We start from the raw sequence: 24,060 nt of genomic DNA, 5'->3' as shown, positions 1-24,060 counted from the left end.
GGGTCTCCTGAAGTGGTGGGTGGGTGCTACAGCGCGGGCTGCACCCCAAAGGCTACGGCGAGCTTCATGATCTTCTCGGCGCGGCCCAGGCGGGGCAGGTCGGAGCCGTCACGGATGACGCGGCCGTTGGCTTCGAAGTCGTTCATGAAGTCGGTGGCCCAGGCGACGTCCGACGGGGTGGGGCTGATGACCTCGTTGATGACCGGGGTCTGGTCGATGGCCAGGCACAGCTTGCCGGTCATGCCCATCATCACGGTGATGCCGGTCTGCTCGCGAAGGATGGGGTGGTTGGTGCCGACCGTGGGGCCGTCGATGGGGCCGGGCAGGTTGCCCACGCGGCTGGCGACCACGAGCTTGGCGCGCGGGTAGGCCATGGCCTCCGGGGTGGCGGCCATGCCGGTGTCGCGGCGGAAGTCACCGGAGCCGAAGGCCAGGCGGAACGCGCCCTGGGCCTTGGCGATGTGGTTGGCTTCCTCGATGCCGAGGGCCGATTCCACCAGCGGGATGACCGGGGTCTTGCCGTCCATGCGGTGGAAGCTCTCAGTGACCTGGTCAGCGGATTCGGTCTTGGCGAGCATGACGCCCAGCAGGCCCGGGGTGCCGCGCAGGCCCGCGAGGTCATCGGCCCAGAACGGGCTGGTGGCGTCGTTGATCCGGACCCAGGCCTTGCCGCCGGCAGTCAGCCAGTCGATCACGTTGCCGCGGGCCTGGTCCTTCTGGGAGGGGTCCACCGCATCTTCAATATCCAGGATGACCGAGTCAGCGCGGGAGACAGCCGACTGGTCGAAAAGCTCCGGCTTCATGGCATTGACCAGCAGCCAGGAGCGGGCGATCTCTGCGGGGATATTGCGTTCCGGCCTAACGGTTTCGGCGGCGATGGTAGACGTCATGCTTTCTACAGTATCCGCCCGGCGACCGGCACGGCGAAGAAAACGGCCCGCTTGTGAGGATCAATACGAACTAAACGGCATGTGACTGGTTCCCCGGTGAGTTCCCCGGTGAAAGCAGGCAGCAGCAAGCGCCGTTTTGGCACTTGCTGCTGCCCGCTTGGGCGGGTTACGGGATGTTGCTCCCGCGTGCCGTGACCCAGAGTTTGTACCAGTCGGCGCGGGTGAGGACCTGCGCCACCCGGGCGGCGTCGGCGCATGCCCGGATACGGTCCGGGTTGACCGTCCCGATCACCGGTGCGATCCCGGCCGGGTGCTTCATGAGCCAGCCCAGCAGGACGGCCTCGCCCGAGGTGCCATATTCCGCCGCAAGCTCCGCGACGAGCACGGCAGTTGCCGCTTCGGCTGAGGAGGGACTGTCCGGTTCGGCACCGGTGTACACGCCCTTGGCCAGGGAACCGTACGCCTGCAGCGTGATGCTGTTGCGGGTGCAGTACTCCAAAGTCCCGTGCGGGAAGCTGTAGTCCAGGTGCTCCGGGTGGTTGACCAGGACCTGGCTTTCCAGCCACGCCCGCTTAAGCAGGCTCATCTCCAGCTGGTTGGCCACCACCGGAGTTTCCAGCCGGTCCTGCAGCACCTCGATCTGCGCCGCGGACATGTTGGACACACCCAGTTGCCGGACCTTGCCTTCGGCCATGAGCTGCCCGACGGCGGATGCCACCTCCGCCGGATCCGCGAGGGGATCCGGGCGGTGCAGCAGGAGGATGTCCACATAGTCCGTCCGGAGCCGCTCCAGGCTGCCGTTGACCCGCTCCAGAATGGCGTCCCGGCTCAGGTCGTAGTGGGTCTGCAGGCCGCGTTCGTTCAGCCGGATGCCGCACTTGGTTTGCAGGCGGATCCGCTCCCGCAGGCCGGGAGTGGCGGCCAGCACCTCACCAAACACGGCCTCCGACTTGCCGCTCCGGTAGATGTCCGCATGGTCGAACAGGGTGATCCCTGCGTCCAGGGCGGCCTGGACGGCAGCAGCGGCCTGGTCCACATGGTGGCTGCCATGTGGCTCATCAGACCAGCTGCCGCCCAGTCCCATGCATCCGTAAATGACTTCCTGCATCAGGCCCGCCCGCTTCCGCGGGACACGCACATCAGCGCAGCCACGCGGTGGTGTTGGCCGGCAGTTTGCCGTCCACGAGCGGTGCGCTGGTGACCAGCACCTCGCCGGCGGGAAGGTCGACGGCGGTGTCCCCGAAGTTGGTCACGGACTGCCAGCCGTTGGGCCGCTTGAAGTGCAGGACGTCCGGGTTGTCATTCCCGGCCCACTCGAGGTCCTCGTCCGTCAGCAGCTCCCGGCGGAGCTTCAGGGCCTTGCGGTAGAGCTCCAGGGTGGAACCGTCGGTGCCGTCCTGGGCCTCGACGGCGTACTTGCTGAACCAGTCCGGCTGCGGCAGGTGCGAGCCGCCGTCGCCGAACCCGAAGGAGGTGCCTTCCACCTTCCAGGGCAGCGGCACCCGGCAGCCGTCGCGGCCGATCTCCACGCCCTTGTTGCGGAAGAAGGACGGATCCTGCCGCTCCGATTCGGGAATCTCTGCCACTTCCTGAAGGCCCAGTTCCTCGCCCTGGTACAGGTACGCGGATCCGGGAACGGCCAGCATCAAGAGGGTAGCGGCCCGCGCGCGGCGCTCGCCCAGTTCAACGTCCAGCTGGTCCTTGGGGCCGCCGGCGAGCAGCCAGTCCTTGCCGTCCTGGCCCTTGGCGCCGGCCTTTTCCTTGGCAATCTGGGGCAGGCCGTAGCGGGTGGCGTGCCGCACGACGTCGTGGTTGGAAAACACCCACGTGGAGGAGGCGCCGGTGGCAGCGGCCTCGGCGAGGTTGCGGGTAATGATCTCCTTGTACTCGGCGGCATCGAAGTCGGCCTGCAGCAGGTCGAAATTGAACGCCTGGCCGAGGCCCTGCGGGCTGGCGTAGCGGGCACGACGGGTGGCGTGGACCCAGGCTTCGGCGACGGCGGTGCGCGGCGGGTTGTATTCGTTGAAGACTTCACGCCATTCGGCGTAGACCTCGTGGACTTCGTCGCGGTCCCAGAACGGGTGCGTGCCGTCGTCGAAGCCGTCCACGCCGGTGTTGGCGGCGCTCAGTTCCAGCTTGGAGAGCAACGGCTCGGTGAGGTCCTTGGTGAGGGCGTGCGCCACGTCCACGCGGAAGCCGTCCACGCCGCGGTCGGACCAGAAGCGCAGGGTCTTGAGGAAGTCATCCCGGATTTCCCGGTTGGACCAGTTAAGGTCCGGCTGCTCCTTCGCGAAGATGTGCATGTACCACTGGCCGGGGGTGCCGTCCGGTTCGGTGATGCGCTCCCAGGCGGGTCCGCCAAACACCGAGTCCCAGTCCGACGGCGGGAACTCACCGTTTGGGCCCTTGCCGTCCCGGAAGATGTAGCGGTCCCGGGCGGGCGAGCCCTTCGGCGAGGCCAGCGCTTCCTGGAACCACTTGTGCCGGTTGGAGGAGTGGTTGGGGACGATGTCGGCAATCAGTTTGATGCCGGCGTCGTGCAGGGCCTTGGCCATTTCGTCGAAGTCGGCCAGCGTGCCGAGCTTGGGATCGACGTCGCGGTAGTCGTCCACGTCGTAACCGCCGTCGGCGAGCGCGGAGGGGTAGAACGGGCTCAGCCAGACGGCGTCGATCGCCAGCGACTTCAGGTACGGAACCTTGGCAGTGATGCCTTTCAGGTCGCCGATGCCGTCGCCGTTGGAGTCCGCGAAGCTGCGGGGATAAATCTGGTACACGGAGGCCTGGCGCCACCAGTTGGGATCGGCCAGGCGGGCGGAGTCGGACAGGGTTGCCAGAGTGGCGGTGGTGGACAAGGAACGGTCCTTTTCTTCTGTACGGGTATATTTATATTGAATCTAAATTTACTTCCCCGAGTATTATCTGGTGCTTCGTACAGGAAGGTCAACAGGATGCCTGAACTGGTTCCGGCGACTCCCCAATTGCTGCGGCGGGTCAGTGCCGGCGCTGTCCTGGAGTTCATGCGTGCCTCGGCGGCTGTGACAGTCACGGACGTCATGGCTGCAACCGGTCTGACCCGCGCCACCACCATCGCCGTCTGCGAGGACCTGGTCCGGCGGGGCTGGATCCTGGAGCGGGAAAACCAGCGCGAGTTCGGCGGGTACCGGAAGGGCCGCCCTGCCCGCCGGTTCGAGCTCAACGAGCGGGCCGGCGTGGTGCTGGGCATGGACATCGGCTACGCCAAGGTCACCGTGGTGGTTTCCGACCTCCGGGGCAAGACCTTGGGACGGTCCAGCCGCCCCTTCCAGGCCGGGGAGGTCGGCTCCCGGGAGCGCATCGCTTTTATCGACGACGTGGCTGGGGCGGCACTGCGCTCGGCGGGAACCGAACCCGGACAGGTGCTGGCCGTCTGCGCCGGAGTTGCCGCACCCGTGGACCGGCACGGGGACGTGGTGGCCACGCAGAAGTTCTGGGGCCTGTTCGACCTGGGACTGCGGCCGGCGCTCAAGGAAACCCGGGGATGGACGGTGCTGCTCGAAAACGACGCCAACCTTGCGGCCCTGGGTGACCGCTGGCAGGGGGCAGCGGCCGGCGTTGACGACGTCGTGGTGATCCTCGCCAGCGAACGGCTGGGTTCGGGCATCGTGGAGGGCGGCCGGCTGGTGCACGGGGCCCGCGGCAGCGCCGGGGAGCTTGCGTACCTGGACCTGGTGGATGGCGTGGGCGACACCTACGGCATCGCCCACCTGGCCCGTACCTGGGCCGCCGAAGCACTGGCCACCCCAACGCCAACCACCCTCCGCTCCCTCCCGCCCGGGCGGGTGGAGGCCGAGCAGGTCTTCGCCGCCGCGGCCCAGGGGGACGCTGTGGCACTCGGCATCCTGGACCGGCTGGCAGACAGGATGGCACGCGTGGTGGGGACCGTGGCCACCATGCTTAACCCCGAACTGGTGGTGATCGGCGGCGGCGTGGCTGATTCCGCGGGCGTACTCCTCACGCCCATCAGCGAGCGCCTGAGGGAATTCACTGCCACCCCCGCGCGCGTGGCTGTCTCCCCGCTGGGCGACTCCATCGTGACCGTAGGGGCCATCCGCTGCGCCCTGGACTACGTGGAGAGGAACTCCCTGGACCTGGAGTTGGCTGCGTCCGTCACTCCCGCATAACCCCCGTCACTCCGGCATGACCATGGTGCGCAGGTCCAGCTGCCGCAGTACCCGGTCCGCCACCTCGGGATCCATGTCGGGCTCATTGCGGGCCGCCACCACTTCCTGCCGGGCCGCGTCGAGGGCAATGGTCTGGACGGCGATGGCAAGCTCGCGTCCCCGCTGGCGCTTTTCCGCCAATGGTTCGTTCTGCAGGCTGCCGTCCGTGAGTTCTGCGTGGAGGCGCCGCATCCGGTCCTTGACCAGCGCCACTTTTTCCGGCGGCAGGTCCGCCATCAGGTCGTGCTGCTTGAGCGCTGCAACGGCGGCGCCCTGCGCCCGCGTGGCGAGCAGCCGGACGGCGTCGCGTTCTTCCGATCCGTCCTCGGAAGCCTTCAGGACACGCATCAGCCACGGCAGCGTCAGGCCGGGCAGGACCAGCGTGGCAAGCAGCACCGCGCAGGCAATCACCAGCAGGTAATCCCTGCCGGGGAACGGCGTGCCGTCTGCAAGGGTGAGCGGCAGGGCCAGGGCCAATGCCAGGGTGGCCAGCCCGCGCATGCCGCACCACGTCAGGATGAGGACTTCCTTCAGGGATGTGGGCTGCAGGAGATTCCTGCGGTTCCGGGCACCCAGGGCAAGGACGCCCAGCCACAGGAACCGGACCGCGAAGACCAGGACGCAGACCACAACGGCCACCCCGATCATGCCGACGATTTCCGTCCCTTCGTCCCTGACGACGTGGCGGATTTCCAGCCCCACCAGGCCGAACGCCAGCCCGGTGACCAGCAGCTCCACAACATCCCAGAAAGCAGTCCTCGTGACGCGTTCGGCCGCGTCCTGCGGGCGGGCGTGGCGCTGCATCTCAAGGGCGGTGACCACCACGGCAATGACGCCGGATGCATGCACCTCCTCGGCGAGGATGTAGGCGGCGAAAGGCACCACCAGCGTCACCGCGCTCCGGGCCACCATGGACGTGACCAGCCGGGTGACCAGGGCGATCAGCCAGCCCATTGCGATGCCCACCAGGACGGCAAGTGCCGCGCCCATCAGGAACTGCAGGACGACGTCGGGCTCCACCTTGGTGCCACCCACGGCGGCGGCCACGGCTGCCTGGAAGATGACGATGGCGGCGGCGTCATTGAACAGCCCCTCGCTCTGGAGGACCGTGATCAGGCGGCGGGGCATGTGGACACGGCCCGCTACGGATTCCACGGCCACAGGATCCGGCGGCGCCACCATGGCACCGAGGGCGATGGCCGCGGGCACCCCGATCCCGGGAATCATCAGCCATGCTGCCCCGGCCACGGCGGCCGTGCTGATGACCACCAGTGCCACGGCCATCATGATCAGCGTCCGCCACCGGACCCGGAACACGGCCCACGAGCTCCGCTGGGCGGTGGCAAACAGCAGCGGCGGCAGGAAGATGGGCAGGATCAGCTCGGGTTCAATCTCCAGGTCGGGGAAGCCCGGGATGAACGCCAAGGCCACCGCCAGGAGGAGCATCAGGACCGGGTACGGCAGCCGCAGCCTGTCCCCCAGTCCCACGGCCACCACTGTGGCCAGCAGCAGTCCGACGATAAGGGCGAGCTGATCCATACGCCTCTTCCCCACCCGCCGCTACGGGCGCGGTTCCAGTGCCGCCGCCACCGGGAGGCTGCCGTCGCGGAACTCGATGGTCCGGCCCGCAGTTTGGGGCAGGTCCAGCACCGCCGCTGCCACGATGGCCGTGTTGGCACGCGATGTGTCCCGTTCCCCTTCCGGCGAGGGATCGACGTCGATCAGCCCGCTTCCGGGCTTGTCCGTCAAAGCGCCGGGGCCGAGGATGGTCCATGCCAGGTCCGTGCCGCGCAGGTACTCGTCCGCGGCAGCCTTGGCCTCGGCGTACGCGAAGAAGCTGTTGCTTTCCGGTACCCCGTGGTCCTTGCCGGCGCCGAAGTAGGACACCATGACGTACCGGTCCACTCCTGCCTGGGCTGCGGCATCCATGGAGCGGATGGCGGCGTCCCGGTCCACGGCGTAGGTGCGCTCGGGGTTGCCGCCGCCCGCGCCGGCGGACCAGACCACGGCGTCCTGCCCGGCGAGGGCCTCGGCGATGGCCGCCGTCGTGGAATTCTCCACGTCCAGGACCGACGGCGTGGCCCCGGTGGCAGCGACGTCTTCGGCGTGTTCCGGATTGCGGATGAAGGAGGTGACGGAGTGGCCCTCGCTGGTGAGGAGTTCGGACAGGAGGAGGGCCACTTTCCCGTGGCCGCCAATGATGGCGATGCGTGTCATGCACCCATTCTGCCTTCTAGGCCAGACATCCGTACTGCAGGTACACCACGCCGTTGCCGAACCGGCGCTCCTCCAGCAGCTCGAGCCGCGCGTGCAGCCCGTCCGGCAGGAAGCGCAGTCCGCCGCCGACGGCCACCGGTGTGATGAACAGCTGGCACTCGTCCACCAGGCCGGCTTTGAGGGCGTGCGCCGCGAGGGTGGGGCCACCGATGCTGATGTTCCTGTCCGTGGCGGTCTTCAGCTCCCGCACCGCCTCCGGGAGGAAGTCCCGTTCCAGCCGGGTCCGGGGCGTGGCGGCGGTGTCCAGCGACGTCGAGTACACCACCTTGTCCGCGCCCTGCCAGATACGGGCATAGTCCTGGATCACCGGGTGGTCTTCGGACGTGCCCATGGTTTCCCAGACGGACATCACCTCATACATCCGGCGCCCCAGAAGGTAGGTGCCCACGTCCCGCTCCAGGTCGTTGATGAAGGCGTGGACTTCCTCGTCCGGTGCTGACCAGTCGAAGTGGCCGTCCGCGTCTGCCGTGTAGCCGTCGAGGGACATGATTGCGGAGTAGATCAGCTGCGCCATGGGCCCATTCTGCCGCTGGGGGTCAGGCCCGCATAGGCTCCCGGGATACCAGGAATTGTTGGCCCAGGGTCCAGAGGTTCGAAACCGTCCAGTAGACCAGGACGCCGATGGGAAAAAAGATGCCGCCCGCACCGAAGACCAGGGGCAGGACATACAGGAGGATCTTCTGCTGGCGCAGCAAGGGACTGTCGGTTTCCTGGCCTTTCATGGTCCGGAAGGCCGCAAGTTTCTGGGTGAGGAACTGGCAGCCGGTCATCAGCAGGATCATGACGACGGCGAGCACGGCCACGGCGGTCGGGTCGCCTCCGCCGTGCAGCAGGGAGGCGGACAGCGGTGCCCCGAAAATGCTGGACGAGTCGAACTGGACCACCTGGTCGTGGCCCATCGCTCCGATGCCTTCGTTCTGCCGCGCGGCGTTGGAGATTCCGGACAGAACCTGGAAAAGGGCCAGGAAGAACGGCGCCTGGATCAGCAGTGGCAGGCACGCCGAGAACGGGTTGGTGCCGTGCTTTTTGTACAGGGCCATCTGTTCCTGGGCCAGGGCCTGCCGCGAGGCCGGGTCCGTCCTGCCCTTGTACCTTTCCTGGAGCTCCTTCAGGTCCGGTTGCAGGAGCCGCATTCTTCGCTGGGTCCGGACCTGGGCCAGGAACACCGGGATCAAGGCTGCACGGATGACCAGCACCAGCCCGATGATGGACAACGTCCAGGTCCAGCCGCCGGCTGCCGGCATGCCTGCTGCGGCCAGGCCGTCGTGGAACGCCACCATGATGGCAGACACCAGCCACCGGAACGGCTCCATCACCGCTGTCAAAAAGTCCACCGAATCCCCCAACGCCAATTGCTGCCAAGCTACTGCGGATGCGGGGAACAGGAAAGCCCCCGGCTCCATGCGGTCTGGCGGGCCGGCGCTCCTCTTTCATTCAAGTGCCGCCGTGACGGCCGGGTGCTGCGTCGGCCTGCTTCTGAAGGACGGCAGGAGCCGAATGCGAACGGCTCACCCCCGCCGAAGGAGGACGTCGAGAATCTCACCAACCGCAACCTCATCCAGGCCCTCCCGTCGGATCGGCTGGTTGGGATGCAGCTCATAGAAGTTGCGGCTCCCAACCCGACGGCGGGTCAGGTAGCCGCCCTCGACCAGATCCGAAACGAGACGGTGCGCCGCCCGCTCCTGGACCCCCACGCTTTCGGCGATCTCACGGATCCGGATTCCGGGGTGGCGTGCGACGCAGTAGAGCGCATGCAGGTGGTTAGTCAGGAAGCCCCATTCAGCCATGGTCCCATCATAGCTGTCCCTAATGACATGTCCCCATTGACCTGTCTGGTGTAACGGCCTACCGTTGCCGGTATCGGCGCAGAATCTCCTACCGCCGACAGACTCGCGGACCTGGCCGAATCAGAGAGACCCCGCCCGCCGCTGTAACGCCGACGACCCCGTTAGGGCGAGGGTTTACAGCTCAAGGAAGGACTTCTCATGGCTCAACCAGCTTCATACCCGCTCGTTCTCGACGGCGGGCGATCCCCGCACCTGAGCCGCTGGCTGTGGCTCGTCAAATGGCTGCTGATCATCCCTCACATCATTGTTTTGTTCTTCCTGTGGATCGCTTTCCTGGTGCTGTCGGTGGTGGCGTTTTTCGCGATCCTGTTCACCGGACGCTATCCACGGTCGATTTTTGACTTCAACGTAGGCGTGCTGCGCTGGACGTGGCGGGTCAGCTTCTACTCCTACAGCGCACTGGGCACCGACGACTATCCGCCGTTCACGCTGGCCGACGACCCGGGCTATCCGGCACGGCTGTCGGTTGATTACCCGGAGTCGCTTTCACGCGGACTGGTGCTGGTGAAATGGTGGCTGCTCGCGCTCCCGCATTACCTGATCATCGGTGTGTTCACCGGGGCCGCCTTCGGCGGCTATAACCAGGTACGTGATGGCAACGCCTGGGCCTACGGCAGTGGACTGATCGGCCTGTTGGTCTGCATCGCCGGTCTCGTCCTGCTGTTCGCCGGCCGCTACCCCCGTGGAGTGTTCGACCTCCTCATGGGCATGAACCGCTGGGTGTTCCGCGTGACCGCCTCCGCAGCGCTGATGACCGACCAATACCCGCCGCTCCGGCTGGATATGGGCGGCAGCGAACCACCACCCACCGCAGACTCCCCCATCCTGATCGGGCCGAATCCGCTGCCGACGACCTAAAAGGAGTACGTCATGACGGCCAACACCAATATCAACCCGCCGGTCGGAGGACCCGCCCGGCAGCGCCGGATGCACCCGATGAGGCGGATCTCGCTGGCCGCCGGCATACTCTACGTGCTCACGTTTGTCTCCATCCCCACCCTCGCGCTCTACAAAGCGGTGAAGGATGACGCCGGCGCCTTCGTCATGGGCGCCGGCAGTGCCGCCGGGGTGCAGTGGGGAGCCCTGTCCGAGGTCATCGTCGGCCTGGCCGGCATCAGCACTGCCGTAGTGCTGTACCCGGTGGCCAAGCGGGTCAGCCAAACCGCAGCCCTGGGGTTCGTGGCCGCCCGACTTGTGGAAACCTGCCTCATCTTCGTCGGCGTCGTCAGCCTGCTAACGATCCTCACCCTGCGGAACGACGTTGCCGGCACCGCCGGCACGGACTCCGCCTCACTGGTCACAATCAGTCATAGCCTTATGGCAACGTACAACTGGACATTCCTGCTCTCCCAAAGCCTGATGCCGGTGGCCTGCGACCTGCTCCTGGGCTACGTGCTCTACCGTTCCGCCCTGGTGCCCCGGATCCTGCCGATCATCGCATTCATCGGCGCCCCGCTGCTCCTGGCGTCCGACGTCGCGATCTACTTCGGCGCCTACGGCGCGGTGTCCCCGATCGCCGTTCTTGCCGCATTGCCCGTCGCCGTGTTCGAACTGTCCCTGGGCATCTATCTGATCGTCAAGGGCTTCAAGCCAACGCCACTGTCCACTGGCCACGCATCGATCGGCAACGACTTCTCAGCTGGACCAACTCATCTTTGAAGGAGCACGACATGGCCACCAACGCCCACACCACTCCGGGTTCCCCGGCTGAGCGAGGCCTGCCGGCGACAGCCTGGATCATCGGGACGCTGTTCCTTGCGGGTTTCCTGACATATGGAGTCGGCAACGCCATGGCTACGACGATTGCAGGGTCTGCCGACCAAGGCTCCCGAGGCTTCCTCGTCCTGGGCGCATTGCTCATGCTCATCAATTCAGCAGTCGTCATCTGCATCGGCGTCTTAATGCGCCCGATCCTGCAACCGCACAACAAGGCTGTGGCTCTCGGGTATCTGGCCGCCAGGGTCTTCGAGGGCCTTGGCCTGGCCGTAGGCGTTGGCTGCCTGCTGCTGCTGAGTGGCGCCGCCGCGGTTAACGGCAATTTCATCGCCTACAACATCGCCATGGCCGGACTCGGAATTGGCAGCCTGTTCTTCTGCGCGCTGCTCTTCCGCTCCGGCCTGACTCCACGATTCCTCGCGGTGTGGGGCTTTATCGGGTACGCGATCTTTGCTTCAGGATCGCTGCTGGAACTGTCCGGCTTCAAAGGTGCCGGCCTCGTCGGGGCTGTTCCCGGCGGCCTTTTCGAGTTGACCTTCGGCATCTGGTTAATCATCCGCGGCTTCCGTCCCGCCGTCAGAATCACCGGTGAACGTGGGTTGCAGGAGCGCACCTCGTGAACGCCTGCCAAAGCCGCAGGTGGCCCATGACGCAGTATCTGCCTTAAAACAGAAGCAGGTCAGAGGCAACATGCCTCTGACCTGCAGTATCTGTAGCGGTGGGGAGGCTCGATCTCCCGACCTCACGATTATGAGTCGTGCGCTCTAACCAACTGAGCTACACCGCCACGAATGAGAAAAACCTGCGTCAAGCCGGTCAAACCGCCTTGACGCAGGCTCTCATTCAGAGCCCCCCACCGGAATCGATCCGGTGACCTCGTTCTTACCAAGAACGCGCTCTACCACTGAGCTAGGGGGGCAACGAGTAAATACTCTACCGGAAGATTTACGCACCAACAAATCGGTGTCCGGGGCGCCGCTGGGTCTACGCGCCATGCATTCGTCGGGCGGGAAAAGGCCCGATATTCCGCGGATTTCCGGGCCCGGAGGGGGCCCGGAAGGCATGCTGCCCGACGGCGGCAAGCACCTTCCAGGGGCCCCGCACCACCTCCTCGGGAACCGAATGTGTCCATCCCCACACCCCTCCGGAGTTTTTGGACAGATACCACGTCCTCGACGCCCCGGAACTCCCGTCAGCTGCCCAAAAACTCCGGGGATTAAATGCCGATGGGCCGGCTCGAAAGCCGGCCCATCGCCGTCGTCAATTGCTCAACGTACGGAAGGTTTTACCACTTGCCCTTGCGGTTGACGTCACGGTGACCGCTGTCGCCGCCCTGACGGGGCTTGCGGGCGCCGTCACCGTGGCCGCTGAAGGACCGCTCGGAACGCTCGCTGTACGTGCGGCCGCCGCGGTCCGCGGAGCTGCGCTCGCCGTCGTTCTTCCGGAATTCCTTCTTGAAGCCGCCGTTGCCCTTGAAGTTGCCGCCACGGTCTCCACCGGAGTAACCGCCGCGGTCGCCGCCTCGGTTGCCCTGGTAACCGCCACGCTCGCCGCCGCCGGACGGCTTGCGGCCGTTGTCCAGCTCGAGGTGGATCAGTTCGCCGCCGATCCGGGTGCGGGACAGGGCGCGCAGCTGTTCGGGGCTCAGGTCCGCGGGCAGCTCCACCAGGGAGTGGTCCGAGCGGATGTCGATGCCGCCGATCTGGGCCGAGGAGATGCCGCCCTCGTTGGCAATGGCGCCAACGATGGATCCGGGCATCACGCGCTGGCGGCGTCCCACCGCGATCCGGTAGGTGGCGTTGCCCTCGGTCAGGGTGCGGGTCGGGCCACGGGAACCGAAGCCGTCCTTGGAGCGCTCACGCTTCTGGAATTCCGGAGCAGCAGGCAGTTCCTTGACCAGCAGCGGCTGCCCGCCCTGGGCCATCACGGCAAGGGCGGCAGCGATCTCGGCGGCCGGGACGTTGTGCTCTTCCTCGTAGGAGGCGATGAGGTCGCGGAATGCGGACACATCCTCGGAAGCCAGGGTCTCCGTGATCTTCTCGGCGAACTTGCCAAGGCGCAGCGTATTCACGGTCTCGGCCGTCGGCAGGTGCATCTGCTCCACCGGCTGGCGCGTAGCCTTCTCGATGGAACGCAGCAGGTACTTCTCCCGCGGCGTCATGAACAGGATGGCGTCACCGGAACGGCCTGCACGGCCGGTACGGCCGATGCGGTGGACGTAGGACTCCGTGTCGTGCGGGATGTCGTAGTTGACCACGTGGCTGATGCGTTCCACGTCAAGGCCACGGGCCGCGACGTCGGTGGCCACCAGGATGTCGATGCGACCTTCCTTCAGCGCGTCGACAGTCCGCTCACGCTGCTGCTGCGGAATGTCGCCGTTGATCGCGGCGGCCTGGAAACCACGGGACTTCAGCTTGTCAGCCAGGTCCTCGGTGGCCATCTTGGTGCGCACGAAGGCGATGACGCCGTCGAACTCTTCAACCTCGAGGATGCGGGTCAGCGCATCGAGCTTGTGCGGGCCCATGACCTGCAGGTACCGCTGGCGGGTGTTGGCGCCGGTGGTGGTCTTGGACTTGACGGAGATCTCGGCCGGGTTGTTCAGGTACTGCTTGGACATCCGGCGGATCTGGCTCGGCATGGTGGCGGAGAACAGCGCAACCTGGCGGTCCGAGGGGGTCTGCTGGAAGATCTGCTCCACGTCTTCGGCGAAGCCCATGCGCAGCATCTCGTCGGCCTCGTCCAGCACCAGGTACTGGAGTTCGGACAGGTCCAGGGATCCCTTGGAGATGTGGTCGATCACGCGGCCGGGGGTGCCAACAACAACCTGGGCGCCGCGGCGCAGGCCGGCCAGCTGGGGACCGTAGGCGGAGCCACCGTAAACGGGCAGCACGGTGAAGTCGTCGATGTGCTTGGCGTAGGAGGTGAAGGCTTCGGCAACCTGGAGCGCGAGCTCGCGGGTGGGCGCCAGCACCAGGGCCTGGGTCTTGCGGGACGGGCCGTTGAGGTCGTGGAGCTCGGCCAGGCGGGACAGTGCCGGTACTGCGAATGCTGCAGTCTTACCGGTGCCGGTCTGGGCGAGGCCCACGACATCGCGGCCTTCAAGCAGCAGCGGGATGGTTGCTGCCTGGATGGGGGAAGGCTTTTCGTACCCGACATCCTGGAGGGCGGCCAGCACGCGGCCGTCGATGCCGAGGTCGGCGAAGCGCACGCCGTCTTCTTCGGCTTCCTCAGCCTTGGGGGCGGGGGCTTCTTCGGATTCCTCAGCCTTGGCGGCGGGGGCTTCTGCCGGAGCTTCAGCGGTTACGCCGGCGTCCTCTGCTGCGGGGGCAGCGGGCTCGGTGAATTCGATGCCGGCGGTTGCTTCGGTGGGGGTTTCGTTCTGGTTTTCGGGCATAGGGAGATATTCCTCATCCATAGGGGGCCAGGCGGCACTACCCGAGGTGAGCGGAGCCGCAGTACGCGTGCCGATGATGCCGGGCAAACGTTGACCGGCCGGTCACAGAAGTCCGGCGCTTTCGCAATCCCGTGGCAGGACTTCGCGCTGCATCTCTTGGCTGCTATCCCAGCAGTCTGTACAGCGTTTTCTTTAGCCGGCTCTCCCTATGAAAATGCCCGCATCGCTTGCGCGGGCCCCAACACTTGCCAGTCCTGCCTCAAGAATTGGGCAGGAATAAGGGATTTCCGGAGTGGGGGATATTTCAAGTGTAAGGCACGGACGCCGGTGACCGCCAATTGAACGCCCGACGGCGGCGGTGAGCTTGCGCACAGAGCCCACCGGCAGGGCACCAAAGCGTGCGGTGCTACTGCCCCAGCCGCCGCAGCAGCACCTTGAACTTGGTGTGGTATTCGTCCTGCAGCCTGATCTCGCCGTCGGCCTCTGCACCGAGGAGGGCCTCGATCACCTCCGCGTCCGGCTCGCTGAACCATCTGCCGATGGTGATGCCGTGGCTCGGCACAAAGGTCCGCTGGATGGAGTCTCCCGCCTTGATGCTGCCGGTGCGGATGACACGCAGGTAAGCCCCCACCCGGCCCTCCTCCGTGAAGCGCTTCACCCACTGCGGTTCCTTCATCCGGCGCTGGAATGTTGCGCAGGGAACGCGCGGGGACGTGACTTCGAGTTCGACGTCGGCCCCCACCTTCCAGCGCTCCCCGATGACTGCGTGCGTGGCCTCAACGCCGGACACCCGCAGGTTCTCCCCAAAGATGCCCGGCGGCAGCTCGCGCCCCAAAGCCCCTGCCCAGAAGTCGGCGTCGGCCTGGGAGTACGCGTAGACGGCCTGGTCCTCCCCGCCGTGGTGCACCCTGTTGGCCTGGATGTCTCCGCGCAGGCCCAGCTTATGGATCTTCACGGGACCGTCCGCCGGGCGCTTGTCGATTGCGGTGACGCCGATATTGCCTTGGTCCCCGAGGAGCTGATAGACGCGGCAGACGGCGAGGACAGAACCTGATTCCATGGCATCAGTCTAGGGTTCTCCGGCACGGCGTCCGCGCCCGCCGGTGATGGGCAGTTCTCCCCTGCGGCCGGGGCGGGTTCCTACTCGCAGGCGGAACCGGCAGCGGCTACGCTGATTTTAAGACTTGCATTTGGGGGTGCAGCGCTGCGCCCAAATCGCGTTAAAAACTGAGGGGACGCCGTGGATTCGAACCAGCAAGACCCAAAAGAGGATCCGGAGAAGGCTCCGGCAGACGGCGGCGGAAGCACCGCCAAGCCGCCGCCCTGGCAGGTCCCCAAGCCGGACCTGCGCCCCGAACTCCTCAATGAGCCCGTCACCCCTGTAGACCCGTTCGCGCGCGAGCGGGAAAAGCAGCTCAACGAGGCGGCCGCCCGGAAGAAGCGTTCGCAGCGGCGGACGGTGGTGGTGGGCCTCGGCGTCACCGCACTCCTGGCCGGAACAATTACGGCGGTGGTGGCAAGCAACGGGGACGACCCCGAGTACGCCCAGGTCTGCTTCAACGACGAAACCGGCGAGCGCGTGTCGGACACCAGCTGCGACAGCTCCGCGGGCAGGGGCGGCGGCATCTATGCGTGGTATTTCTTCTCCCGCGGCGCCTATGTCCCGCCGCTGGGGCAGAACCGGTCCACCGCGCCCAACTACACGCGGACCATTCCCAGCGGGGCCAAGGCCTCCACGGGCTACAGCAGCAAGGGCGGCACGGTCAGCCGCGGCGGTTTCGGCTCAAGCGCCAAGAGCGGCTCCGGTGGCGGCGGCAAGGTTTCGGGGGGCTGACGGATGAAGAGAATGCCGTCTGAGCCCCGTCCGGGCTGGAAGCAGAAGATCGAGGAGCAGGGCCTGGTCTTCTCCACCACCACGATGGATGACGGGCGCCAAATCGAGTACTGGAACGAATCCGCGTACTACGAGTTCACCATGGACGAGGTGGAGACCCTTGAAGCGGTGGCCGAGGACATGCACCGGATGTGCCTGGAGGCCGCCAAGTTCCTGGCCACCGGGGCCATGGGCAGCATCGGCATCGGCCCCCAGGCCCTGGAACTGGCGGCCGAATCACTGCAAGCCGGTGACGTTGATGTGTACGGCCGGTTCGACTTCATTTACGACGGGCAGGGCGGCCCGGCCAAGATGCTTGAATACAACGCTGACACGCCCACCGGGCTGATCGAGGCCGCCGTCGCCCAGTGGTTCTGGCTGCAGGACGTCTTTCCGGAGAAGGACCAGTGGAACGGCATCCACGAAGCCCTGATCCGGCAGTGGAAGAAGTTCCAGTACCGCACCGGCATGAGCACCCTGCACGTGGCGCATTCAGAGGTGGAGGAATCCGGCGAGGACTGGATGACCGCCGCCTACATGCGGGACGTCGCCAGCCAGGCCGGGTGGACCACGATCGGCATCAACATGTCCGATATCGGCTGGGACCCCAACCTGAACCGGTTCGTGGACCTGGACAACTTCATGATCAGCACCATCTTCAAGCTCTACCCCTGGGAGCTGATGATGAAGGAGGAATTTGGCCCCCGCCTCCTGGAGCGGGCGCACAACCCGCGCTGGGTGGAGCCGGCCTGGAAGATGCTGCTCTCCAACAAGGCCCTGCTCGCCGCCTTGTGGCACCTCTACCCCAACCACCCCAATCTGCTGCCTGCCTACCTCACTGACCCCGGGCCGCTGAAGGAATGGGTGGCCAAGCCCCTGCACGGCCGCGAAGGCGACAACATCCGGATCCACGCGGACGGGATCAGCCTGGAGCAGCCCGGCGGCTACGGCCGGGAGGGGTGGTGCTACCAGCAGTACCACCCGCTGCCGGACTTCGACGGCAACCACCCGGTCCTGGGCCTCTGGGTGGTGGACGGCGAATCCGTGGGCTGCGGCATCCGGGAATCGGACGGGCCGGTCACGGACTACTTCTGCCGCTTCGTCCCCAACACCATCGACGCGCCCGCGCCGCTTTCGGCAGTGGCCAACTCCACCCAGACAGGAATCGTTCTATGAGCACGGAGATGACGACGGCGGGAGGCCCCGGAGGCGGGACCGGCACCCCGGTGCCCGCCAAAGGTCTGCGGGCCGGAATCCTGGACCTGGGCGATTCGGTGATGCTGGGGCTGGCCTCCACCGCGCCGGTGTACTCGCTGGCCGCCACCCTGGGCCTCATCGTTGCGGTCAACGGCAACTACACTCCCCTGATCCTGCTGTTGGGCTTCGTTCCGGTCCTGTTCATCGCCTACGCCTTCCGCGAGCTCAACAGCGCCATCCCGGACTGCGGCACCACCTTCACCTGGTCCCGCCAGGCGTTCGGCCCCTGGGCAGGCTGGCTGGGCGGCTGGGGCGTGGCACTTGCCGGAATCGTGGTCCTGGCCAACCTCGCCCAGGTGGCCGGGCAGTATCTCTGGCTGCTGGTGGGCGACGGGTCGCTCGCGGAGAACAAGCTGTTGGTCACCGGCACGGGGCTGTTGTTCATCATCCTGATGACGCTGGTGAACTACCGCGGGATCCGGCTGGGCGAGCACGTCCAGCGCGTGCTGACCTATGTCCAGTACATTGCGCTGGGCATCTTCGCGCTCGCCATCGTGGTGCGGATCGTGGGCGGGGCCCCGGAGGGCCAGGCCTTCGATCTTGGCTGGTTCAACCCGGCCGGAGCCTTCGCTGATCCGGGTGCGGTGGTGCACGGCGCCCTCCTGGCCCTGTTCATCTACTGGGGCTGGGATACCTGCCTGGCGGTGAATGAGGAGACCGAGGACCCGTCAAAGACCCCCGGCCGCGGCGCCGTGATCTCCGCCTTCGTGCTGGTGGCGATCTACGTTTCCGTGGCGCTCCTGGTGATGATGTACGCCACCGTGGGCTCGGAAGGGATCGGCCTTGGCAACGAGGCCAACCAGGACGACGTGTTCCTGGCCATGAAGGACGTGGTGCTGGGCCCGTGGGGCTGGCTGATCGTCGTCGCGGTTCTGGCGTCTGTGCTGTCCTCCACGCAGACCACCATTCTGCCGACCGCCCGCGGGACCCTGTCCATGGGGGTTCACGGCGCCCTGCCGGCCAGGTTCGCACAGGTGCATCCGCGCAACCAGACCCCGGGTTTCTCCACCCAGGTCATGGGCGGCGCGTCGGCGGCCTATTACGTGGCCATGAGTTTCCTGAGCGAGAACCTGCTGGCGGACTCCATCAGCGCCATCAGCCTGTTCATCGCGTTCTACTACGCCCTGACCGGTTTCGCGTGTTTCTGGTACTTCCGCGGAACACTCCGGCTGTCAGCCCGGAACCTCTGGTTCCGCGGCATCCTGCCCCTGGCCGGGGCGCTGCTCCTGACCGCCGCGTTCTTCATCTCGGCGGTGCAGATGTGGGACCCGGCGTACGGTGATACGCAGATCTTCGGCGTCGGTGGGGCCTTTGTGAGCGGGGTGGTGCTGCTGGCGCTGGGCGTGGTGCTCGCCGTCGTCTGCCGTTTCCTGCCCGCCACCCGCGGCTACTTCCAGGTGAAGCCATGACGGCCGGCCCGTCCGACGTCCTGGACCTCGATTCCCTGCTGTCGGCAGAGGAACTCGACCTCCGGCAGAAGGTCCGCGACTTCACCCACCAGCGCATCAAACCGGAGATTGGCCGCTGGTACGAGGACGCGGTCTTTCCCCTGGAACTGGCCCCGGAGCTGGGTGAGCTCGGGGTCCTCGGGATGCACCTGGAAGGCTACGGCTGCCCGGGCCGGTCCGCGGTCGAGTACGGCCTTGCTGCGATGGAACTGGAGGCCGGCGACTCAGGCATCCGCACCTTCGTGTCCGTCCAGGGCTCGCTGGCCATGACCGCCATCCATGCCTGGGGCTCCGAGGAGCAGAAGCAGGAATGGCTGCCGCGGATGGCCGCCGGCGAGGTCATCGGATGCTTTGCCCTGACCGAGCCGACCGCCGGATCAGATCCGGCCTCCATGGCCACCTTCGCGCAGCGGGACGGCAGCGGAGATGACGCCGGCTGGGTGCTCAACGGAGCCAAGCGCTGGATCGGACTGGCCTCGGTGGCGGGCGTGATGGTGGTGTGGGCCATGACGGACGACGGCGTGCACGGCTTCCTGGTGCCCGCGGGCACCCCCGGCGTGACCGCCACGCCCATCCGGCAGAAACTGTCCATGCGCGCCTCCATCCAGTGCGACGTGGTGTTCGACGACGTCCGGCTGGGCCCCGAGGCCCTGCTTCCGGGAGCGCGCGGGCTGCGCGGCCCGTTCACCTGCCTGAACGAGGCGCGGTACGGCATCGTCTGGGGCGCCATGGGCGCCGCCCGCGATTCCTACGAGGCCGCGCTGGCATACTCCCAGGACCGGCTGCAGTTCGGCAGGCCGCTGGCCGGCTACCAGCTCACGCAGGAAAAGCTGGTGAACATGCTGGTGGAGATCCAGAAAGGCACCCTGCTGGCGCTGCACCTGGGCCGGCTGAAGGACGCCGGGACCATCCGGCCGGAACAGATCTCGCTGGGCAAACTGAACAACGTCCGCGAGGCCCTTGCCGTGGCGCGGGAGGCGCGGTCCATCCTGGGCGGCAATGGCATCACCACGGATTACTCACCGCTGCGGCACGCCGCCAACCTGGAGTCGGTCCGGACCTACGAGGGCACTGACGAGGTGCACACCCTGATCCTCGGCCGGCACATCACTGGCCTGGACGCCTTCCACTGAGGCCGTCCCCAACCAGCTCGCAGTAGGTGCGTTTTCACGGCCCATAACGACATCTACTGCGAGTCAGTTGGATGGGCGGCGCGAAACGGTTGGGGGGCAGTCAGGCTGAGAAGCCGCCGTCGGCCTTGATCAGCTGGCCGGACACCCAGCGGCCCGCCGGCGAGAGCAGGAAGGCCACGGTCCCGGCGACGTCGGCGGGGGTGCCCAGCCTGCCCGTGGGCTGCTGGGCGGTGAGCTCTTTGCGGATGCTGTCGTCCATCCAGCCGGTATCCACCGGGCCGGGGTTCAGCACGTTCGCCGAGATGCCCTGCGGACCCAGTTCGCGCGCGGCGGCAATCACGATCCGGTCCAGGGCCCCTTTCGAGGCGCCGTACGGAAGGTTGAACGCTGTGTGGTCACTGGTCAGCGCAACGATCGCGCCGCCGTCGTCCGTTGCCTGCCGTGCGAAGGCGGCGATCAGCTGCCAGCTGGCGCGTGTGTTCACGGCGAAGTGCCGGTCAAAGGACTCAACCGTGGTGTCCAGCACGCCCGAATCCACCGATTCCGCATGGCTGAGCACCAGCCCCTGCAGCGGTCCGGCCAGCTGACGCGCCTCCACCACCAGCCGGTCCGGAACGCCGGCGTCCTGGAGATCTGCTGACAGGACGTGGACCTTGGCGCCGATGGCTTCCAGCTCGGCGGTAAGGCGGCCCACGTCCTCGGGTTCGCTCCCCCACGGCATGCGGGCATCGTAGCCGGCCCAGTAGGACAGGACCAGGTCCCAGCCGTCAGCGGCCAGCTGCCGGGCGATGCCGGCCCCGATGCTGGCAAGCCGCCCCACGCCGGTAACCAGGGCAACGGGGCGGGCAGGGACGGGTGCGACGGATTCCATCGGACCAGCCTAGCTGTGGCCTGGTGCGCCCGTTACCGGCGGAATCGGGTTCAGGCCACCGCCGGCTCCGCTTCAGGCATAGCTTGGTGCCGCCGGATGGTGGCACTGATGACGGCAGCGATGGTGCACATGGCCGCTGCTCCCAGCCAGGCATAGGTGTAGTGTCCGGTGGCATCGCGCAGGGCCCCGGCGGCGATGGCTGCTGCGGCGGCACCGAGCTGGTGGGCTGCGAAGACCCACCCGAAGACCACGCTGCCGTCAGCACCGAACGTTTCGCGGCAGATGGCGGCGGTGGGCGGAACGGTGGCCACCCAGTCCAGGCCGTAGATCACCACGAACACGATCATGCTGGGCTGCACCTCGGCATTCAGCAGCAGCGGGAGCACCAGCAGGCCGATGCCGCGGAATTGATAGTAGACGGCCAGCAGGACGCGGGGGTTGAAGCGGTCTGTAAGCCAGCCTGAGGCGATGGTTCCTGCGATGTCGAAAATTCCGACGACGGCGAGCAGCCCCGCCGCGGTGGTTTCCGGCATGCCGTGGTCGTGCGCGGAAGGGATGAAGTGGGTGCCGATCAGTCCGTTGGTGGTGGCGCCGCAGATGGCGAAACCGGCTGCGAGCGCCCAGAACGTCCGGACCCTGCTGGCGCGGCGGAGTGCCTGGAGGGCCCGGACGGCGGCGTTGGCTCGGGGCCCGTTTCCGGGAACCGCGGCGTTGGCACCCACCTGCCCTTGATCTTCAACCTCAACCGGCACCGCGCCGTACGGCAGCACCCCGACGTCGGCCGGTGAGTTTTTGAGGAACTTCAACACCAGCGGGACCACGGCCAGCGCGCCGGCCGCGATCAGCAGGGAAGCCTGCCGCCAGCCGGGGTCCTGCGCCAGGAGGGCGATGAACGGCAGGAAGACCAGCTGGCCGGCCGCGCTTCCGGCGGTCAGGATGCCAATCACCAGGCCCCGGCTTTTGGCGAACCAGGTGTTGGCGATGGTGGCGGCGAAGACCAGTGCCATGGAACCGGTGCCGAGCCCGATCAGCAGGCCCCAGGTCAGCAGGATCTGCCAGGACTGGTTCACGAGCACCGTCAGTGCGCTGCCCATGCCGATCAACACCAGGGCCGTTGCCGTGACGGCGCGGATGCCGAAGCGTTCCATGAGGGCCGCGGCAAACGGGGCCGTGAGGCCGAACAGGACCAGGTTGATGCTGACGGCCCCCGAAAGGACCGTGGTGGACCAGCCGAACTCCTGCTGCAGCGGGACCATGAGGACGCCTGGCGCTGCCCGGAATCCCGCCGCCCCCACCAGGGCCAGGAATGCCACGCCGGCGACAATCCAGGCCGGATGCAGGCGCCGGCGTGGTTCCGGCGGCTGCAGGGCCGCCTCCGACGGAACTTCGGCCGCTTCCCCCGGCACGGTGCTCACGTGGCTGCTCCCTTCCCGGCCGCGGTGGACAACCGGATGGGTTGCTCGGACCTGGACCGGCTGTGCCAGCTGGTGTTCGCTGCCGTCAGCCGTTCACCGCACTCAGTGCAGGTGTCCGCCGAACTGGTGGGTTTCCCGCAGCTGGTGTGGATGACAGAAAGATGGGCCTGGTCCGAGGGCGCGCGCAAGTGCTTTTCAGACCAGATGGTGACCGCGTTCAGGACCGGGAGCGCGTCCTCACCCATGGGAGTGAGCACGTACTCCTGGCGGGTGCGGCCGCCGTCGTCGTATGCCTTCTTCGCCAGCAGCCCGGATTCCACCAGGCCTGCCAGGCGCTTGGTAAGCACGGAATCCGCCACCTCCAGCCGGGCCTTCATGGCGTCGAAGCGGCCGTTCCCGAAGAAGACCTCGCGCAGGACCAGAATGCTCCAGGGGTCGCCCAGGATGTCCAGGCCGCGGGCGATGCTGCACGTGCGCTGGGACCAGTCAGATCGAAGAGGCATACCGGGAACCCTAGCTGACTTTCTTCAAGAAAGCTAGGGTTCCTGGGTGCCTACGGGATCGCGGAGAACGCCTGGTCCAGGTCTGCGATCAGGTCCTCCACGTCCTCGATGCCGCACGAGAGCCGGAGCAGGTTCACCGGGACGGCGAGTTCGGTGCCCTTCACGGACGCATGGGTCATCTCGGAGGGGTAGTTCATGAGCGACTCGATCCCGCCCAGCGACTCCGCGAGGATGAACACGGACGTGGACTCGGCCACTTTCCGGGCCGCCGCCTCGCCGCCTTTGAACTGCACCGAGACCATGCCGCCGAACTTCCGCATCTGCCTTTTGGCGAGCTCGTGGCCCGGGTGGGTTGGCAGGCCCGGATACAGGACAGCCTCCACTTCCGGGCGTTCCAGCAGCCACTCCGCTACCGCCTGGCCATTCTCGCTGTGCCGGTCCATGCGGACGCCCAGGGTCTTCAGCCCGCGGGTGGTGAGGAAGGCATCCATCGGGCCGGACACGGCCCCCACGGCGAACTGGACGAACCCGATCTTCTCCGCCAGCTCCGCGTCGTTAACCACGACGGCGCCGCCCACCACGTCGGAATGCCCGCCGATGTACTTGGTGGTGGAGTGCACCACGACGTCGGCACCCAGGGCGAGCGGGGTCTGTAGGTAGGGGGACGCAAAGGTGTTGTCAACCACCAGGAGGGCGCCGGCGTCGTGCGCTATATCCGCGAGCGCTGCGATGTCGGTGATCTTCATCAGCGGATTGGAGGGCGTTTCCACCCACAGGAAGCGGGTCTTGTGTGCAGCCACCGCGTCGCGGACCATGTCCAGGTTGGCCATGTCCACCGGGGTGTTGCCGATCCCCCAGTCTCCCAGCACCCGGCTGATCAGCCGGTAGGTGCCGCCGTAGGCGTCGTTGCCCAGTACGATGTGGTCGCCGGGGCGGGTCAGCGCGCGGATGAGGGCGTCCTCAGCGGCAAGCCCGGAGCTGAAGCTGTAGGCGTGGGTGCCCAGTTCCAGCGCCGCGAGTTGTTCCTGCAGGGCGTCCCTGGTGGGGTTGCCGCCGCGGCCGTACTCGTAGCCGCTGCGCAGGCCGCCGATGCCGTCCTGGGCGTAGGTGGAACTGAAGTGCAGCGGCGGCACCACGGCTCCGGTGCGCGGCTCGAAGTCCTGGCCGGCGTGGACGGCACGGGTGTTGAAACCTTGGTTTTCAGAGGCAGGCATGAGTGCTCCTTTGCGGGTAACGC

22 protein-coding genes and 2 tRNA genes are annotated in these 24,060 nt (G+C 66.8%); 8 read left to right on the top strand and 16 right to left on the bottom strand.

The annotated features are described in order from the left end of the window. Positions 1–26 precede the first annotated feature (26 nt). The 3 genes from QFZ57_RS10435 to QFZ57_RS10425 form a co-directional block, all read right to left on the bottom strand. Positions 27–890 carry an HpcH/HpaI aldolase/citrate lyase family protein gene (locus QFZ57_RS10435; protein WP_306630379.1) on the bottom strand — a complete coding sequence of 288 codons (864 nt, stop codon included), beginning with the start codon at positions 888–890 and terminating at the stop codon, positions 27–29. Between the two features lie 166 nt (positions 891–1,056). After that, a complete protein-coding gene (locus QFZ57_RS10430) occupies positions 1,057–1,998 on the bottom strand; it encodes an aldo/keto reductase (protein ID WP_306900059.1) in 942 nt (313 codons plus the stop codon). A 31-nt stretch (positions 1,999–2,029) separates the two neighbouring features. Next, a complete protein-coding gene (locus QFZ57_RS10425) occupies positions 2,030–3,742 on the bottom strand; it encodes a glycoside hydrolase family 13 protein (RefSeq protein ID WP_306900058.1) in 1,713 nt (570 codons plus the stop codon). A gap of 96 nt (positions 3,743–3,838) precedes the next feature. Between QFZ57_RS10425 and QFZ57_RS10420 the strand changes: the two genes are divergently transcribed. Further along, the gene (locus QFZ57_RS10420) at positions 3,839–5,050 is read left to right on the top strand and encodes an ROK family transcriptional regulator (protein ID WP_306900056.1); all 1,212 of its coding nucleotides are present in this window, start codon (positions 3,839–3,841) and stop codon (positions 5,048–5,050) included. A gap of 6 nt (positions 5,051–5,056) precedes the next feature. Here the strand turns inward: QFZ57_RS10420 and QFZ57_RS10415 are convergent, their stop codons facing one another. The 5 genes from QFZ57_RS10415 to QFZ57_RS10395 form a co-directional block, all read right to left on the bottom strand. Then, positions 5,057–6,628, bottom strand: a complete 1,572-nt coding sequence (locus tag QFZ57_RS10415; protein WP_306900053.1) for a Na+/H+ antiporter — start codon at positions 6,626–6,628, stop codon at positions 5,057–5,059. 21 nt (positions 6,629–6,649) lie between these two features. After that, positions 6,650–7,306, bottom strand: a complete 657-nt coding sequence (locus QFZ57_RS10410; RefSeq protein ID WP_306630374.1) for an NAD(P)H-binding protein — start codon at positions 7,304–7,306, stop codon at positions 6,650–6,652. A 16-nt stretch (positions 7,307–7,322) separates the two neighbouring features. Beyond that, the gene (locus tag QFZ57_RS10405; RefSeq protein WP_306900049.1) at positions 7,323–7,880 is read right to left on the bottom strand and encodes a dihydrofolate reductase family protein; all 558 of its coding nucleotides are present in this window, start codon (positions 7,878–7,880) and stop codon (positions 7,323–7,325) included. Between the two features lie 22 nt (positions 7,881–7,902). Next, complete coding sequence (gene yidC, locus QFZ57_RS10400) at positions 7,903–8,700, bottom strand: membrane protein insertase YidC (RefSeq protein ID WP_306900047.1); 798 nt, start codon at positions 8,698–8,700, stop codon at positions 7,903–7,905. Positions 8,701–8,874: 174 nt separating this feature from the next. After that, positions 8,875–9,153: a helix-turn-helix transcriptional regulator gene (locus QFZ57_RS10395; protein ID WP_306900045.1), complete on the bottom strand. Its 279-nt coding sequence runs from the start codon at positions 9,151–9,153 to the stop codon at positions 8,875–8,877. 198 nt (positions 9,154–9,351) lie between these two features. Here QFZ57_RS10395 and QFZ57_RS10390 point away from each other — a divergent pair, with 198 nt between their 5' ends. From QFZ57_RS10390 to QFZ57_RS10380, 3 genes are read left to right on the top strand one after another with little or no spacing between them, the layout of a single operon-like run. Then, entirely contained in the window at positions 9,352–10,071 is a 720-nt protein-coding gene (locus QFZ57_RS10390) for a DUF4389 domain-containing protein (protein WP_306900044.1), read from the top strand. 12 nt (positions 10,072–10,083) lie between these two features. Then, positions 10,084–10,872, top strand: a complete 789-nt coding sequence (locus QFZ57_RS10385; protein ID WP_306900042.1) for a DUF4386 domain-containing protein — start codon at positions 10,084–10,086, stop codon at positions 10,870–10,872. Positions 10,873–10,883: 11 nt separating this feature from the next. Continuing rightward, on the top strand, positions 10,884–11,549 hold the full coding sequence (locus tag QFZ57_RS10380) for a DUF4386 domain-containing protein (protein WP_306900040.1): 666 nt from the start codon (positions 10,884–10,886) through the stop codon (positions 11,547–11,549). 93 nt (positions 11,550–11,642) lie between these two features. On the opposite strand, the gene QFZ57_RS10375 is transcribed toward QFZ57_RS10380, so the two are convergent. From QFZ57_RS10375 to QFZ57_RS10360, 4 genes are all read right to left on the bottom strand, one after another. After that, a tRNA-Met gene (locus tag QFZ57_RS10375) sits at positions 11,643–11,716 on the bottom strand. Between the two features lie 60 nt (positions 11,717–11,776). Beyond that, positions 11,777–11,848, bottom strand: a tRNA-Thr gene (locus tag QFZ57_RS10370). 366 nt (positions 11,849–12,214) lie between these two features. Next, positions 12,215–14,323, bottom strand: coding sequence for a DEAD/DEAH box helicase (locus QFZ57_RS10365; RefSeq protein ID WP_306900038.1), 2,109 nt, complete (start codon positions 14,321–14,323; stop codon positions 12,215–12,217). 406 nt (positions 14,324–14,729) lie between these two features. Then, complete coding sequence (locus tag QFZ57_RS10360) at positions 14,730–15,383, bottom strand: MOSC domain-containing protein (RefSeq protein ID WP_306900035.1); 654 nt, start codon at positions 15,381–15,383, stop codon at positions 14,730–14,732. Positions 15,384–15,563: 180 nt separating this feature from the next. Between QFZ57_RS10360 and QFZ57_RS10355 the strand changes: the two genes are divergently transcribed. From QFZ57_RS10355 to QFZ57_RS10340, 4 genes are read left to right on the top strand one after another with little or no spacing between them, the layout of a single operon-like run. Continuing rightward, positions 15,564–16,157, top strand: a complete 594-nt coding sequence (locus tag QFZ57_RS10355; RefSeq protein WP_306630351.1) for a Tat pathway signal protein — start codon at positions 15,564–15,566, stop codon at positions 16,155–16,157. Between the two features lie 3 nt (positions 16,158–16,160). Next, positions 16,161–17,372, top strand: a complete 1,212-nt coding sequence (locus tag QFZ57_RS10350; protein ID WP_306900033.1) for a glutathionylspermidine synthase family protein — start codon at positions 16,161–16,163, stop codon at positions 17,370–17,372. After that, a complete protein-coding gene (locus tag QFZ57_RS10345; RefSeq protein WP_306900030.1) occupies positions 17,369–18,862 on the top strand; it encodes an APC family permease in 1,494 nt (497 codons plus the stop codon). The genes QFZ57_RS10350 and QFZ57_RS10345 overlap by 4 nt, the downstream gene beginning before the upstream one ends. After that, positions 18,859–20,034: an acyl-CoA dehydrogenase family protein gene (locus tag QFZ57_RS10340; protein ID WP_306900028.1), complete on the top strand. Its 1,176-nt coding sequence runs from the start codon at positions 18,859–18,861 to the stop codon at positions 20,032–20,034. Before QFZ57_RS10345 ends, QFZ57_RS10340 begins: the two co-directional genes overlap by 4 nt. A gap of 100 nt (positions 20,035–20,134) precedes the next feature. On the opposite strand, the gene QFZ57_RS10335 is transcribed toward QFZ57_RS10340, so the two are convergent. The 4 genes from QFZ57_RS10335 to QFZ57_RS10320 are packed head-to-tail and all read right to left on the bottom strand — an operon-like array spanning position 20,135 to position 24,037. Then, positions 20,135–20,905 (bottom strand): SDR family oxidoreductase, encoded by a 771-nt coding sequence (locus QFZ57_RS10335; protein ID WP_306900026.1) that lies wholly within the window; start codon positions 20,903–20,905, stop codon positions 20,135–20,137. Between the two features lie 50 nt (positions 20,906–20,955). Further along, a complete protein-coding gene (locus QFZ57_RS10330; protein ID WP_373461230.1) occupies positions 20,956–22,320 on the bottom strand; it encodes an MFS transporter in 1,365 nt (454 codons plus the stop codon). Further along, the gene (locus QFZ57_RS10325) at positions 22,317–22,823 is read right to left on the bottom strand and encodes a winged helix-turn-helix transcriptional regulator (protein WP_306900024.1); all 507 of its coding nucleotides are present in this window, start codon (positions 22,821–22,823) and stop codon (positions 22,317–22,319) included. The genes QFZ57_RS10330 and QFZ57_RS10325 overlap by 4 nt, the downstream gene beginning before the upstream one ends. A gap of 50 nt (positions 22,824–22,873) precedes the next feature. Further along, positions 22,874–24,037, bottom strand: coding sequence for a cystathionine gamma-synthase (locus QFZ57_RS10320; RefSeq protein WP_306630345.1), 1,164 nt, complete (start codon positions 24,035–24,037; stop codon positions 22,874–22,876). Between the last annotated feature and the right edge of the window lie 23 nt (positions 24,038–24,060).

The sequence above is a fragment of the Arthrobacter sp. B1I2 genome (assembly GCF_030816485.1).
Classification (GTDB): Bacteria; Actinomycetota; Actinomycetes; order Actinomycetales; family Micrococcaceae; genus Arthrobacter.
The sequence above is the reverse complement of the archived record's forward strand: the minus strand, read 5'-3'. Positions and strand labels throughout refer to the sequence as shown.

Bases quoted from the DNA above. Each gene is read 5' to 3' on its own strand.
- QFZ57_RS10380 (WP_306900040.1), top strand. From the start codon at position 10,884: ATGGCCACCAACGCCCACACCACTCCGGGTTCCCCGGCTGAGCGAGGC.
- QFZ57_RS10410 (WP_306630374.1), bottom strand. From the start codon at position 7,306: ATGACACGCATCGCCATCATTGGCGGCCACGGGAAAGTGGCCCTCCTC.
- QFZ57_RS10335 (WP_306900026.1), bottom strand. From the start codon at position 20,905: ATGGAATCCGTCGCACCCGTCCCTGCCCGCCCCGTTGCCCTGGTTACC.
- QFZ57_RS10405 (WP_306900049.1), bottom strand. From the start codon at position 7,880: ATGGCGCAGCTGATCTACTCCGCAATCATGTCCCTCGACGGCTACACG.
- QFZ57_RS10350 (WP_306900033.1), top strand. From the start codon at position 16,161: ATGAAGAGAATGCCGTCTGAGCCCCGTCCGGGCTGGAAGCAGAAGATC.
- QFZ57_RS10390 (WP_306900044.1), top strand. From the start codon at position 9,352: ATGGCTCAACCAGCTTCATACCCGCTCGTTCTCGACGGCGGGCGATCC.
- QFZ57_RS10415 (WP_306900053.1), bottom strand. From the start codon at position 6,628: ATGGATCAGCTCGCCCTTATCGTCGGACTGCTGCTGGCCACAGTGGTG.
- QFZ57_RS10395 (WP_306900045.1), bottom strand. From the start codon at position 9,153: ATGGCTGAATGGGGCTTCCTGACTAACCACCTGCATGCGCTCTACTGC.
- QFZ57_RS10430 (WP_306900059.1), bottom strand. From the start codon at position 1,998: ATGCAGGAAGTCATTTACGGATGCATGGGACTGGGCGGCAGCTGGTCT.
- QFZ57_RS10325 (WP_306900024.1), bottom strand. From the start codon at position 22,823: ATGCCTCTTCGATCTGACTGGTCCCAGCGCACGTGCAGCATCGCCCGC.
- QFZ57_RS10345 (WP_306900030.1), top strand. From the start codon at position 17,369: ATGAGCACGGAGATGACGACGGCGGGAGGCCCCGGAGGCGGGACCGGC.
- QFZ57_RS10320 (WP_306630345.1), bottom strand. From the start codon at position 24,037: ATGCCTGCCTCTGAAAACCAAGGTTTCAACACCCGTGCCGTCCACGCC.
- QFZ57_RS10365 (WP_306900038.1), bottom strand. From the start codon at position 14,323: ATGCCCGAAAACCAGAACGAAACCCCCACCGAAGCAACCGCCGGCATC.
- QFZ57_RS10385 (WP_306900042.1), top strand. From the start codon at position 10,084: ATGACGGCCAACACCAATATCAACCCGCCGGTCGGAGGACCCGCCCGG.
- QFZ57_RS10420 (WP_306900056.1), top strand. From the start codon at position 3,839: ATGCCTGAACTGGTTCCGGCGACTCCCCAATTGCTGCGGCGGGTCAGT.
- QFZ57_RS10435 (WP_306630379.1), bottom strand. From the start codon at position 890: ATGACGTCTACCATCGCCGCCGAAACCGTTAGGCCGGAACGCAATATC.
- QFZ57_RS10360 (WP_306900035.1), bottom strand. From the start codon at position 15,383: ATGGAATCAGGTTCTGTCCTCGCCGTCTGCCGCGTCTATCAGCTCCTC.
- QFZ57_RS10340 (WP_306900028.1), top strand. From the start codon at position 18,859: ATGACGGCCGGCCCGTCCGACGTCCTGGACCTCGATTCCCTGCTGTCG.